This is a genomic window from Lebetimonas sp. JS085, from assembly GCF_000523295.1.
GTDB lineage: Bacteria > Campylobacterota > Campylobacteria > Campylobacterales > Nautiliaceae > Lebetimonas.
The window spans coordinates 991,636-1,005,267 of record NZ_ATHR01000001.1 but is presented as its reverse complement, the minus strand read 5'-3'; the positions used below and the strand labels follow the sequence as shown (position 1 = coordinate 1,005,267).

Here is a 13,632-nt window from a genome sequence, read left to right as displayed (position 1 = left end):
TAATTACCTTACATATCCGCTTACAGGATAGAGTGTTAAATTTTTCTCTTTATTTTTATAATTTAATGTTATTGTAACAAAATTTTTAAGCAAATGTGTAAGCTTTTCATCCACCCCTCCGTCATAAGGCCTTCCCATATAATCAAAACAGAGTAAATCGCCGCTTAACCCGCTGACTTGAATATCCGATTTAAAGCGGTATTTGACTCTTGAAGCATTTTCTTCACTGTTAATATCGTTTTTTGTTAATTTTATACACGTTTCATTGTTTTCACCGAAAATTTTATACCCGAGGGCATTTGTTTTTTTAGTTAAAATAAGTTTTTTTAAAATTTCAGAATCACTTAAAGGCGTTTCATTTGGAATAAACTGCATTCCCACAAATGAAAGTATTCCCATAATAACCAAAACAAAAATAAGTTCTATCAAACTAAATGCTCTCATTCACGGCCTTTGAAGTGTTACTTTTTCAAGCACTATTTTTTTATTGTCATTTTTTGCACTGTTTAAGCTCACTACTTTTACATCCATTAACACATATCCGTTTGAAAAACCTGTTTTTATAGGAACACATATATTACAGTTATTTGGGCATTTTTTATAAATATAATATCTCAAAATCGTAATATTGGCTTTAAATCTGCCATCTTCATCTGTAAAATGAATTGTTTTAAGGCAATTTCCACCGCTTCTATCATATCCCTCAATTGCTAAAATCGCATTTTCAATTGCACTTTGCATAAAAAGCTGGGCCCTTTGAATCATATAAGTATCGCTTGTATGTTTAACACTGAAAAATGCTATTTTTGTAACAGCAGTCATTAATGTAGCTATTAAAAGCAATATTATAATCGCCCAAATAAGTCCTATACCTTTTCTCAAAATACTACCTTTTGTTTGGAAACGGAGATATTAATATCACCCCTGCTTTTAAAAAATGTAAAAAACATTTCAAGATGTGAATTTACTTTTTTAAATTTAAATCCTTTTACATTTTGAGCCAATACTGTAACGTTTCCTTCCGGATTTCCATTATTATCCGCACAAAAAGTATCACCCTTCCATGGTCTGTAATTGTAAAATAAAAAAAGAGTATTATCCAATTCATTATCCGGAATATGAAGATTGGCTATACACGTGGCATTTTTGTTTATATCTTTTCCAAGCGCCAGTGCATAGGCACTGTCGGCCAGATAAAATTTGGCATATATTCTTTTGCCGTCTGTATCATTTAAACTTAAAAAACAGTTATTTCCATTTTGGGTATAATTTGATATTGTAAAAACATAGTTATGATTATGATTATGCCATCCAAATGCATTTTTATAATCAGTTAAAACTTCCTGGCCCCCCTCATCAAATGTCCCTGCAAAAATCACCGCTGTTAAACTATCTAAATTATTTGAAGTATTGTATTTGTTATGCAAAACATCATTAACAAAAGAAGAATTAAAATCAAGTGCTTTAAGATTTGGCTTGCTGCTGGCATATAAATCCGCAAAACCGCTTAAATTTCTACCGGTTTTTGCATCGTTAAGCTCTCCAATCCATTCCATTACAGGATAATTTTCATTTTCACCAATCTCACCAATATATTTAAAATCATTTCCGTTATAACCAATTACACTCAAAGGAATTCTGTTATATAAAAAAATTGACAGCTGATCAGCGAGCTGCTGGGAAAAATATTCAAAATCGCTTTCAGTTTTTGCTATGTAGTTTCTTTTATAAAGTTTTGAAATTAAATTAAAACTGCCGATAGCAATAAAAGCCAAAATAACAATTACAAAAATCATTTCAATTAAAGTAAAAGCTCTTTTTACCATTGCACACTTCCGATTTTTATATGCCCGATATTTGCAGAATAATATTTAACAGAAGAAATTTCTTTACCATTTTGAGAAACTTTAATTTCTATTCTTTTTATATTAGTTTTCTTATTATTACTTGTATTTGTAAAATGAAAATCCAGTGAAGTTCCGTTATAATTGTTTTTATTCCATTCATCTGTATAACCAACAGTTACATTTATATCATAAGTTGTATGACCATAACTTAATGTTTCATGAAAACCGTTATAATCATCCACATCATCATAAGGGGGCTCATTTGAATCAGCTCCTATAGCACTCTCTTCAATGTGGTTTATACAGTTTCTGCTTCCGACAAATCCGCCTATTCTGTAATTAGTAGTTGTATTACATTCTAAAATATTTTGATTTCCTGTTAATAATATATCATCATATTTTGTATTTTTTTCATCATATTCTTTTAATGAAATATCCATAGCTTTACTCATCATATTAAATATCGCATCCTCTTTTTTTGAAAACATAAGAGATTTGTTTGAAATTTGAATTATTTTTGGAATTACAGTAAATGTAAAAGCAATTATTACCATGGTAAAAATAAGTTCTATTAAAGTTAACGCTTTTTTCAGCTTTTTTCCTTTTCACTAATTAATACATCTTCTATAATTTCCTGCAAATCCCCGTCAAGTATATCGTCAACTTTTGAATATGCCTTATTACTTCTAACATCTTTTACCTGCTGATAAGGAAACAGCACATAACTTCTTATCTGATGGCCCCACCCCATTTCATCTTTCGGTTTTCCTTCTTCTTCGGCTCTTCTTTTTTCAGCTTCAAATTCATAAAGTTTTGACTTTAACATTTTAAACGCCATTTCTTTATTTTTATGCTGACTTCTGTCCTGCTGGCAGGACACTACTATACCTGTGGGGATATGTGTAATTCTGACTGCGCTTTCCGTTTTATTTACATGCTGTCCCCCGGCTCCGCTTGCCCTGAACACATCAAGTCTGATATCTTTCGGATCAATTTCTATATCAATATCATCGTCTATTTCAGGGGAAACCTGAACGGAAGCAAATGAAGTATGTCGCCTGCCGCCGCTGTCAAACGGGGAAACCCTTACGAGTCTGTGAATTCCGTTTTCTGTTTTTAAATATCCGTAGGCATTGTCACCCTCTATCAAAATTGTAGCATCTTTTATCCCGGCCTCATCTCCGGCCTGATAATCAAGCACTTTTACCTTCCAGCCTTTTCTTTCGGCAAACCTTAAATACATACGATAAAGCATACTCGCCCAGTCATGGCTTTCAGTCCCCCCGGCACCCGGATGAATTGTGATAATTGCATTTTTTGAATCATTTTCATCACTTAGCATTACTTCAATTTCAAGTTCTCTTATTTTATCTTTTAATTTTTGCGCTTCATTAAAAACTTCTCCCAGTGTCTCTTCATCTTCTTCGGCACTGGCCAGCTCATACATATCGTTGTTATCCATAAGTTCTTTTTCAACTTCAAGATATTTATTCAGTTTTTTTAATAAAATATTTTTTTCTTTTTGAATTTTTGCGCTTTTTTTAGGATCATTCCAAAATTCAGGCTCGTTTTCCATTTGTTCAATTTCAGAGAGTCTTTTTTTTATTTCATCCGGTTTTAAAATAGCTTTTATGTTATTAAGTTTATTTTCGAGTTCTTTACTTAATTCAGAATATTCGAATGCGTCCATCTAATTCCTTGTTTTTTTTATATAATTCTACCAAAAAAGGCTGGTTATGAAAATTTTAAGCTCACCCGAAGAGGCCATTGAATACACAAAAAGCTTAAAAGGCAATATCGGTTTTGTACCAACAATGGGCGCTTTGCATGAAGGGCATTTAAGCCTTATAAAAAAAGCAAAACAAGAAAATGATTTTGTAATAGTTTCAATTTTTGTAAATCCAACCCAGTTTTTACCGGGGGAAGATTTTAACAAATATCCAAGAAGGCTTGAAGCTGATTTTGAAATATGTAGACGCGCGGTGGTTGACGCTGTCTTTACCCCGACACCTGAGAATATGTACAGTGAAGATGAGGTTTTAATAAAAGCCCCGAAAGTAAAAGGATATATACTCGAAGGTTTCAATAGACCAGGACATTTTGACGGTGTTTTGCAGGTGGTAAATAAACTCTTTAATATTATCCGCCCAACAAAAGCATATTTTGGCAAAAAAGACGCCCAACAGCTATATTTAATAAAACAGATGGTAAAAAACTTCTTTTTTGATATTGAAATAGTGGAATGTGACACAGCCAGGGAAAAAGACGGACTGGCACTTTCAAGCAGAAATATCTATTTAAGCGAAGATGAGAGAAAAAGGGCTCTTAGTATTTCAAAATCGCTAAAAAGAGCCGCAAAATTATCAGCTACTATTAAAGACACAGACAAAATAAAAGAAGAAATGCTGAAAATTTTGGATATAGACGAGCTTCAGTATATTGCTTTTGTAGACAGGGATTTTAACTATATAAAAGAAATTATTCCTGGAAACACAATAATTTTAATTGCTGCAAAAGTTGGAGAAACAAGGCTTATTGATAATATTTTTATCTAAAAATTTTAACACCTCTTTTTGTTTCATTTACTTTTGTAGTATTTGATTCTGTTCCTTTTGTTTCTCCGCTTTTAATAACCCCTTTTTCTCCGTTTTCCCAAGTTATACTAAAACAAAAATGATTTAAACAGGTAGAGTTAGGTGAAATGTTGTAATCATTTCCATATCTTGAATACCAGAGCCATTTTAAATTAGGTTCAAGCAAATGCACAACCGCAAAGTTAACTGATGAATTCGTTCTTTTAATATGAAAAGTGATTTTTCCATTTTGAATAGAATTCACACTTACCTCAACACCGTTTATTTGATTAGAAGCGTTATAATCGCTTGATACAACAATATCACTGTTGCTTATATTTCCATCAATGGTATTATGATAACTGTTTACATACCAATCAGGCAGTATTTCATTATTTGAAGGTAGTTTATCATCACTTTCATTATTGTCATAAACTATAAAATAATCTTTTCTTGTATCAAATTCATCGCTTGTGACTTTTTCGTCAAAAAGTACTAAATTTCCGTAATAATAAAGTACTTTTCCTATATTTTGAGTATTTCCGTTTGCCTGTTTGTCAGTTAAATTAATTTCACTAATGTTCATATCAAATGGATTTACAGCATTTGAACTGTTTCTGTCAAAATTAATAAACAAACTTATTTTAGTAGAACCGTTATTATCGGTTGTAAAATTAGTATCTTTATAATGTATTTGGACAGTTTTATTAATATCCTGAGAAAAAATATTTGATTTATTATCTTTTGCATCAATATAATAATATTTTATTTTATCCAAATTAGGTATAGGAGCTAAGTTTTTTGAAATATTTATATCAATATCTTTAGCATAACAGTCTTTATTATAATTCGTTGTGGTTTTATTGTCTTTATTTTTTGCAGTAATATTAATATCCAAAATTGAATATAAATTTAAATCATTATCCAAATAGGTAAAATTTTTATCATAATTTTGAATACTTGCATTAATGTCAAAATGATCAGGAGAAACTGAAATTTTAGCTTCTGCAGGCACTATTAGCCTATCATTATCAGAAGTGTCATCATTATCAGCAATTGAAAATTCACTGCCATTTACTTCTTTAAGCGTCAAATTAACATCCCCAACTTCGCTATATTTTAATATAACTGTTGCAATTCCATCCTTAAAACTACCACCACTAACTAATTCTAAATTTCCGTTATCACAATTATTTTTTGAAATATTGTATTCCAAATCGGGACTAGCTCCATTAATATTTACGCTTTCATTATAATCTTTTGAAGGATTACCGTTAACATCTAAAGCTTTTAGGGTTAAATTAAACTCATCCCCGGCTTTAATATTTGAAGGAATATTTGTTATTTCAAAACTTTCAGGTCTCACGGCAAAATTATCGGTTGCATTACTTTCCTGTATCGGATTTAGCGGATTGGTAACATTTCCTTCTATATGGACCTTTATACATTTTACAGCTTTATTTACTTTAACATCAGAAATACCCAGACAGCCGGTAGGAGAAGTTTGGCCACAGTTAGTACAAATATTTTCTATATTATAATTTCCACTACAGTCGTTTGAATTATATTCATAAAAATCAACTTTTGTAATATTTGCCTCAAGTGGAACATTTAAATCTTTATCTTTTGCCAAAACTGTTAAATTAAAATCTTTATTTACAATTTTTGTGGTTATATTGTCATCCCAGTCATTCAAAGCATTACACTGCCCTGAAACATAATCAACTGCATTAAAAGTTCCGTTTATTTCCTGAGTGCCTCCGCAGGAAGGGCATATTCTTTCACTTCCATCATAATTTTTTCCACTCTTTTCATTATTATAAATAATTCTAATATTTCTTTTTCTTAATGTGGTATTGTATATTTCAAATTCATCCACATCAGTTCCGATTGACTGACCGTTTGGCTCATTGTCTGTATTGCTTCCATAATCACTGTTAAATATAAGCCCTAAATATCCTGTATTAGGATGAGTATTAAATTTATCATAATATTTCCCATCCAAATAAAACTTCGTATTTTTGTTAGTTATTTTAAAAGTCAGCATATGCCATCCATTAAGATTTTGAGGATTGAAATTTATACTGTCCCCGCCATTATCATCATCTACATTTAAAGTCCACGAATCTGAAAACCAGCTTTTTTCTTCAGTAAAATAGATAAAATCATATTTACTTCCAACCCTGTCTGCAATATTGAAATAATTTACTATATTATATTCTAAACAAATCCCAAAAAAATAATTTGTACATACTTCAAAATCTTTATGCCCCTGCGTATTCAAAGGAAATTTAATCCATACATTAAGTGTGTATTTTTTAGGCAGTTTATAATTATTTTTTAATAAAACTGCTTTATCTTCTGTTGAAGTTGAATTTATATCACCGCCTCTGCAAATTTTTCCTTCAGTTGTATTTGCGCCATTTAAAGCTGTGGCATTATATGTATTCCCTGAATTACCACTATTGTTTATTTCATATGTATTTGGATTATTATCCCATTTACATTCATCCATTCTTAAATCTATTACTGGTTGAGATATTGCATATAAAAAACTAAAAAACAAACCGAATAAAACAATCAATTTACGCAAGCTTAACCCCTATAAACAAAATTATTATTCCAAATAAAAGAGGCATTAAAATTTTTAAAATACCTCTGAATTTTTTATAAAATACCCACAAAACCCATAAAACCAAAATATTAAAAGCAGCAAAAAAAACATATTTTCCAAACCATTTGCTCTGATTTAGCTCAAAAGATAATAAAATATTTTTATCAATATAATACATTCCGATAATAGACAAAATCAAACCGACAAATAGTCCCAACTTATCCACTTTTCACCTTTTATTAATTTTTATTGATTTAATTATATCACTTTGATAAAATAAATCAAAAAAGGAGAATTTTGAAAAAACTGTATTTAGCATCTCTAGGGTGTGTAAAAAATTTAATAGATTCAGAAGTAATGCTAGCTCGTCTTAAAGATTATAAACTAACAGACAACCCAAATGAAGCGGATGTTATTATCGTAAATACCTGCGGCTTTATAGAAGCTGCAAAAGAGGAAAGTATTGAAACAATTTTAAGTTTAGCGCAAGTTAAAAAAGAAAATGCCATTTTAGCAGTTACAGGATGTTTAAGCGAAAGATACAAAGAGATCCTGCCAAAAGAGATACCTGAAGTTGATATTTGGAGTGGCGTCGGGGATTTCAACAGAATTGATGAATTGATTGAAAATAAAAAGTCTCAGTTTAGCCCAAATATATATTTAATCCACAATGAAGAAAGAATTATTACAGGAAGCAGTTACCACGCATATATAAAGCTCAGCGAAGGCTGCAATCAAAAATGTGCATTCTGCGCAATTCCAAATTTTAAAGGAAAATTAAAATCCCGTACAATTGAGGAAATAGTTGATGAAATAAAAAGACTAAAATCACAGGGCTTTAAAGATTTTTCACTTGCATCTCAGGATAGCAGTTCATATTTAAGGGATTTTGGTATAAAAGATGGTCTAATTAGGCTTATTGATGAAATAGATAAAATAGAAGGAATAACAGTTAGAATTTTATACCTTTACCCTGCCACCACAACTAAAAAACTGATTAGAAGGATATTTGATTCAAGCGTAGTGGAAAATTATTTTGATTTACCAATCCAGCATATAAGTGAGAGAATGCTAAAAATTATGAAAAGACCATCAAGCGTTAAAAAATTAAAATCACTTCTTGAAGATATGAGAAAAGAATTTTCATTTGTAAGAACTTCTGTTATTGTGGGACATCCGGGGGAAACCGAGGAAGATTTTGAAGAACTTAAACAGTTTTTAGAAGAATATGAGTTTGACAGGGTAAATGTGTTTGCATATTCAGACGAAGAAGATACGGGCGCTTATAAAAGAAAAGATAAAATACCTCAACAAATTATTGAAAAAAGACTCTTTGAAATAGAAGAAGTTGTAAAAGAAGCCACAATAAATTCGCTTAAAAAATATATTGGAAAAACCTGTAAATGCTATTTTGACGGATTGACTGAGGATAGTCTTTTTTATACAGTAAGACCAAAGCTGTGGGCACCTGAGGTTGACGGGGATGTTTTAATAAATGAAAGTGAAACAGAAAATCTGGAAATTGGTAATTTATACAATGTAAAAATTAAAGAACTTATAGGAGATGAATTAATTGGAAAAATTACAAAATAATCTTTTGGCATTTTCAGGGGGAGTTGATTCTACGGCTCTGTTTTTTTATCTTCTTGAAAGAAATATACCATTTGATATAGCCATTGTAAATTATCACACAAGAAAAGAGAGTGATGAAGAAGTTGATTATGCCAAAGAACTGGCCCAAAAATACAATAAAAAAATTTATATTAAAGACTGTTTATTAGAAAAATTCAGCGAAAAAGAGGCAAGAAAGTGCAGATATAAATTTTTTGAAGAAATTATGAAAAAATTTAATTATAATACACTTATTTTAGCACACCAGTTAAATGACAGGTTTGAATGGTTTTTAATGCAGTTTGGCAAAGGTGCGGGACTTAATGAATTAATAGCAATGGACAAAACGGAGGAGAGAGATTTTTATAAAATATATAGACCTTTTTATAATATATCTCGTGATGAAATATTAGCATACTTGAATGAATCAGGTGTTAAATATTTTTACGATAAAAGCAATGACGACATAAAATTTGTAAGAAATTTAATCAGACACAGATTTTCTAATGAATTTATTACACAATTTAGAGAAGGGGTTAAAAAAAGTTTTGAATATTTAGAGAAGGATAAAAAACTTTTATTTGATAAACCTGTTAACAGAGAAAAGGACCTGTTCTATTTTGAAAAATCAAACCCTGAAATTGATATAAGAATAGCAGATAAAATTATTAAAAAATTAGGAGTCTTACTTACTTCAAAACAAAGGGAAGAAATATTAAAAACAAACTTTAACTGCGTAATTCAGGGAAAAATTGCTGTTGACAACAATGAAAAATATATCTATATATCACCTTATATTAAAACTCCAATGCCAAAAGAATTTAAAGAAAAAATGAGAAAAGAAAAAATTCCTCCAAAAGTTAGAGGTTATGTTTTTACATTCTTAAAGTAGCTATAATTCTTTTTGGTTTTTCCAATAAATTTACAGCATCAATTATGGATTTGCAGATAACATCAGAATTTATAATCGATTTAGAACTTGCCCCTTCTTCATTTATTACACATACCCCAATATCTGCAGCTTTAAGCATCAAGGAATCATTACTTCCGTTTCCTACGGCAAATGTGTTTTTTAAATTTTTTACAAATTCCTCTTTTTCTTTTGTGTGATTGTTTGTTTTTAATATTGTAAGTTTAACCGGCAGATTTTGGAGCTCTTTAGCGGCATTTCCGTGGGTATCGGAAGTTAAAACATATATATTAAAATTTTCAGCAAGATTTATGATTTTGTCTTTCACTTCTTTATATATTTTTCCGTCTTTTGCAATTGTTCCGTTAAAATCAAAAACTATATTTTTTATCTCAATATTTCCTACATTTTGAATTTCAAGTTTCATTTTACATCCTTAGTGAGTAGTGAGTTGTGATTGGTAAGTAGTATAGAGATTTTTACAACTCACTATTCACAATTCACCACTCACTAATTAATGGTGGTCGCAACAGGGCTCGAACCTGTGACCCCTACCACGTCAAGATAGTGCTCTACCAACTGAGCTATGCGACCTCGGATGAAATTTTATCATTTTTTTTAAAAAAATAAAAGTAAGCAAACAGTATTATACTTAAATCTATCATTGTATCCGCAAAATTAAAAATGGCAAAATTAAATCCGCAGTGCCAGTAAACATAATCCACAACCCCGCCTCTTATAAACCTGTCAGACAAATTTGACAAAGCCGCCCCAAACAAAATACCGCTAAGTATCGGATGTTTATTTATAATTTTTTCTTTTATAAAATAAAATCCCAGTAAAACAATCAAAATTAACTGAATATATTTTAAATAATTTCCCAAAAAACTGAACATAGAAAAAGCAACGCCTTTATTTATTGCAAGTGTTAAAGATATACATCTGTTATTCCATTCAAATCCGTTTAAAAATAAAACTTTTATAGCTTGGTCTATTACAAAAATAATTAAAAAAGAAAAAATAAATTTTAATTTTCCATCATGGCCGTTTTTCAAACGGCCAGATGAGTTTAATTCGCTTAGCTCATTTACACTCATTTTCCATTATCCATTTTCCATTTATGAAAGTTTACTTTTAAAAAATTCCGTCAGTTTATTTAAAAGCTCTTTTGCTCTTTTTTCGTTTTCCCCTTCTATTAAAAGTCTTAATTTATTTTCCGTTCCGGAATATCTTATTAAATGTCTGAATCCGTTTTTTTCAATTTCTTCGAAAAGTGCTTTTGCCCCGTCTATTTTTTGAAGGGGAATTTTTTCCACCACATTTATATTTGCCTGAATCTGGGGAAACAGTTCAAACAGATTAAACGCCTCACTCGCTTTTTTAGACGATTCCAACAAATATGCACATACCTGAAGCGCACTTACAAGCCCGTCGCCTGTTTTGGCATAATCGCTGAAAATTATATGGCCCGACTGTTCTCCTCCAAAATTTATATTTTCTTTTTTCATAAGTTCCAATACGTTTTTATCGCCCACATTGCTTCTTAATACTTCAATGCCGAATTTATTTAAAAATTTATCAAGTGCGGAATTGCTCATAACGGTAACCACTGTTTTATTGGTGGAAAGTTTATTTTTTTATGTAAATAGTATGCCAAAGCACCGAGTAATTTATCGCCGTCGATAACTTCGCCTTTTTCATCAACCACCACAAGCCTGTCGGCGTCTCCGTCAAGTGCAAAACCCACATCAGCCCTGTATTCTTTTACTTTTTCCGCCAAAATTTCAGGATGCATGGCTCCCGAATTTGAATTTATGTTAAATCCGTTGGGATTATTGTTTATTGTAATTACATCGGCTCCCAATTCTTCAAAAATAGTGGGGGCCACTTTGTAAGCCGCCCCGTTTGCCGTATCGATTACTATTCTAAACCCGTTTAAATTAAGATTTTTAGGAAAAGAAGATTTAATATGAACTATATATCTGCCTATAACGTCGTCTATTCTTTTGCTTTTCCCTATTTCTTTTCCTGTTTTTAAGGAAAAATCATTTTTAAAATATCGCTCTTCTATTTTTGCTTCTATCTTTTCATCAAGTTTATTTCCCGTTGCATCAAAAAATTTTATTCCGTTATCATAAAAAGGATTATGACTCGCGCTTATCATTATACCGCCGTCGCATCTCATATCTTCCGTTAAAAAAGCAATCGCGGGTGTCGGCATAGGGCCTATCTGGATAACGTTGTATCCTATGGCCGTAAGCCCGGAAACAATTCCGTTTTCTATCATATAACCGCTTCTTCTCGTATCTTTGCCGACCAGTATTTTTCCGGTTTTTTTCTCTATTGTCTCCCCGAAAGCCATTGCTATTTTTGTAGCCAAAAAGGGTGTGATTTTTTCTCCCGCTTTACCTCTTATCCCGTCTGTGCCGAATAATTTCATTCTTTTCCTTTGTGGAGTGAAAAATTAATTTGCAAATTTTACCAAATTTTTATAAAATACGCTTCAAAAAAGGATATAAATGGCAAATAACAAATCAGCTCTAAAAAGAATTAGACAAACAAAAAAAAGAACTGAAAGAAACAGATATTTTAAAACAAGAGTAAAAACAATTACTAAAAAAATAGAAAACGCAGTGGCTGAGGGAAATTATGAGGAAGCTTTTAATGCGTTCAAAGTTGCAAACAAAAAATTCCAGGGTTATATCAATAAAGGTATTTTAAAGAAAAATACAGCAAAAAGAAAAATAAGCAGACTCCATCATTTAGTAAAATCAATAGAACCAAGCGCATAAATTTCCCCCTCTTTTTTTATTTTAATTTATTTCAGGTTAAAAATGAAAGGTGAAATTCTATTTTTCGCTTTTCACTTTTAACTTTTAACTCTTAAGGAATAAAAATGCTACTTGATAAACTTAAACCGTTTGTTGATAAATACAATGAAATAAATAAAAAATTAAGCTCGCCCGAAATAACAAAAGATATCAAAAAAATGACAAAACTTTCTCGCGAAGCAAAACATCTTGAAAAAATTACCCAAAAAGCAAAAGAATATGAAAAAACCATAAATACTATTGAAGAGGCAAAATCAATGCTTGATGACCCTGAAATGGCGGAACTTGCAAAAGAAGAGTTAAAAGAAGCTGAAGAAAAATTACCAAAACTTGAAGAAGAGATAAAAATTCTTTTACTTCCAAAAGACCCAAATGACGATAAAAATATTTTCCTTGAAATAAGAGCAGGAACCGGAGGGGATGAAGCGGCCCTGTTTGTGGGAGATTTATTAAAAGCATACCTCAGGTATGCTGAGAATAAAGGCTGGAAGGCAGAAATTGTAAGTGAAAGCAAAAACGACATGGGAGGCTTCAAAGAGGTTATTGTATTAATAAAAGGTGAAGGCGCTTACTCGCGCCTTAAATATGAAGGCGGAACCCACAGGGTTCAAAGAATTCCCGAAACCGAATCTCAGGGGAGAATACACACTTCCGCTGTAACAGTTGCCATTATGCCGGAAATTGACGATGTGGATTTGGAAATTGATCAAAAAGATTTGAGAATTGATGTCATGAGAGCCGGAGGGGCCGGGGGACAGCACGTAAACAAAACGGAAAGTGCCGTCAGAATCACCCACATCCCCACAGGAATAACAGTATCTATGCAGGATGAAAGAAGCCAGCAGAGAAACAAAGATAAAGCCATGCAGATACTTAAAGCAAGGGTTTACGAATATTATGAAGAAAAAAGACTGGCCGAAACTAAAGAAAACAGGAAAAGTCAGGTTGGAAGCGGAGATCGGAGTGAAAGAATAAGAACATACAACTATCCTCAAAACAGAATAACCGACCACAGAATAGGACTTACATTATACAAACTAGAACAAATTATGAACGAGGGGCTTTTTGATGAGATAATCGACCCGCTTATAACCCATTATCAGGCAGAAGCATTAAAAGAAGCGGGGCTATAATATAGTGAGTTGTGAGTGGTGAGTGGTGAGTTGTGAGCATGGCCGGCCGCTTGAAAAGCGGCGGGGTGGTGAGTTGTGAGTTGTGAATTGCCAAGTGCCAAAAAAATAAGTTT

The 13,632-nt window shown here is 31.5% G+C and carries 14 protein-coding genes, 1 tRNA gene and 1 pseudogene; 5 read left to right on the top strand and 11 right to left on the bottom strand.

What is annotated here, in order from left to right:
- Positions 1-3: 3 nt before the first annotated feature.
- The 5 genes from DZ68_RS0105670 to prfB are packed head-to-tail and all read right to left on the bottom strand — an operon-like array spanning position 4 to position 3,537.
- Positions 4-444, bottom strand: a complete 441-nt coding sequence (locus DZ68_RS0105670; protein WP_024787667.1) for a type II secretion system protein — start codon at positions 442-444, stop codon at positions 4-6.
- Complete coding sequence (locus DZ68_RS0105665) at positions 445-882, bottom strand: hypothetical protein (protein WP_024787666.1); 438 nt, start codon at positions 880-882, stop codon at positions 445-447.
- Positions 879-1,826: a type II secretion system protein gene (locus DZ68_RS0105660; protein WP_024787665.1), complete on the bottom strand. Its 948-nt coding sequence runs from the start codon at positions 1,824-1,826 to the stop codon at positions 879-881. The genes DZ68_RS0105665 and DZ68_RS0105660 overlap by 4 nt, the downstream gene beginning before the upstream one ends.
- The gene (locus DZ68_RS0105655; protein WP_024787664.1) at positions 1,820-2,401 is read right to left on the bottom strand and encodes a hypothetical protein; all 582 of its coding nucleotides are present in this window, start codon (positions 2,399-2,401) and stop codon (positions 1,820-1,822) included. The genes DZ68_RS0105660 and DZ68_RS0105655 overlap by 7 nt, the downstream gene beginning before the upstream one ends.
- A 35-nt stretch (positions 2,402-2,436) precedes the next feature.
- Entirely contained in the window at positions 2,437-3,537 is a 1,101-nt protein-coding gene (prfB, locus tag DZ68_RS0105650) for a peptide chain release factor 2 (RefSeq protein WP_024790884.1), read from the bottom strand.
- Between the two features lie 46 nt (positions 3,538-3,583).
- On the opposite strand from prfB, the gene panC reads away from it, so the two are divergent.
- Positions 3,584-4,402: a pantoate--beta-alanine ligase gene (gene panC / locus DZ68_RS0105645; protein ID WP_024787662.1), complete on the top strand. Its 819-nt coding sequence runs from the start codon at positions 3,584-3,586 to the stop codon at positions 4,400-4,402.
- On the opposite strand, the gene DZ68_RS0105640 is transcribed toward panC, so the two are convergent.
- Entirely contained in the window at positions 4,395-7,013 is a 2,619-nt protein-coding gene (locus DZ68_RS0105640; protein ID WP_024790883.1) for a hypothetical protein, read from the bottom strand. The two genes, panC and DZ68_RS0105640, sit on opposite strands and share 8 nt — an antisense overlap.
- A complete protein-coding gene (locus DZ68_RS0105635) occupies positions 7,006-7,260 on the bottom strand; it encodes a hypothetical protein (RefSeq protein WP_024787660.1) in 255 nt (84 codons plus the stop codon). Before DZ68_RS0105635 ends, DZ68_RS0105640 begins: the two co-directional genes overlap by 8 nt.
- Positions 7,261-7,331: 71 nt before the next feature.
- On the opposite strand from DZ68_RS0105635, the gene rimO reads away from it, so the two are divergent.
- Positions 7,332-8,627 carry a 30S ribosomal protein S12 methylthiotransferase RimO gene (gene rimO, locus DZ68_RS0105630; RefSeq protein WP_024787659.1) on the top strand — a complete coding sequence of 432 codons (1,296 nt, stop codon included), beginning with the start codon at positions 7,332-7,334 and terminating at the stop codon, positions 8,625-8,627.
- Positions 8,608-9,537: a tRNA lysidine(34) synthetase TilS gene (gene tilS / locus DZ68_RS0105625; RefSeq protein ID WP_024787658.1), complete on the top strand. Its 930-nt coding sequence runs from the start codon at positions 8,608-8,610 to the stop codon at positions 9,535-9,537. Before rimO ends, tilS begins: the two co-directional genes overlap by 20 nt.
- On the opposite strand, the gene DZ68_RS0105620 is transcribed toward tilS, so the two are convergent.
- From DZ68_RS0105620 to glmM, 4 genes and pseudogenes are all read right to left on the bottom strand, one after another.
- Positions 9,521-9,982 carry an HAD family hydrolase gene (locus DZ68_RS0105620; RefSeq protein ID WP_024787657.1) on the bottom strand — a complete coding sequence of 154 codons (462 nt, stop codon included), beginning with the start codon at positions 9,980-9,982 and terminating at the stop codon, positions 9,521-9,523. The genes tilS and DZ68_RS0105620 overlap by 17 nt on opposite strands.
- Positions 9,983-10,073: 91 nt before the next feature.
- Positions 10,074-10,149, bottom strand: a tRNA-Val gene (locus tag DZ68_RS0105615).
- Complete coding sequence (gene lspA, locus DZ68_RS10470; protein ID WP_024790882.1) at positions 10,140-10,652, bottom strand: signal peptidase II; 513 nt, start codon at positions 10,650-10,652, stop codon at positions 10,140-10,142. The genes DZ68_RS0105615 and lspA overlap by 10 nt, the downstream gene beginning before the upstream one ends.
- A gap of 21 nt (positions 10,653-10,673) precedes the next feature.
- Positions 10,674-11,995, bottom strand: a pseudogene (gene glmM / locus DZ68_RS11355) (phosphoglucosamine mutase).
- 79 nt (positions 11,996-12,074) lie between these two features.
- On the opposite strand from glmM, the gene rpsT reads away from it, so the two are divergent.
- A complete protein-coding gene (rpsT, locus tag DZ68_RS0105600) occupies positions 12,075-12,347 on the top strand; it encodes a 30S ribosomal protein S20 (RefSeq protein ID WP_024787654.1) in 273 nt (90 codons plus the stop codon).
- Between the two features lie 104 nt (positions 12,348-12,451).
- Positions 12,452-13,519 (top strand): peptide chain release factor 1, encoded by a 1,068-nt coding sequence (gene prfA / locus DZ68_RS0105595; protein ID WP_024787653.1) that lies wholly within the window; start codon positions 12,452-12,454, stop codon positions 13,517-13,519.
- The last annotated feature ends 113 nt before the right edge of the window (positions 13,520-13,632 follow it).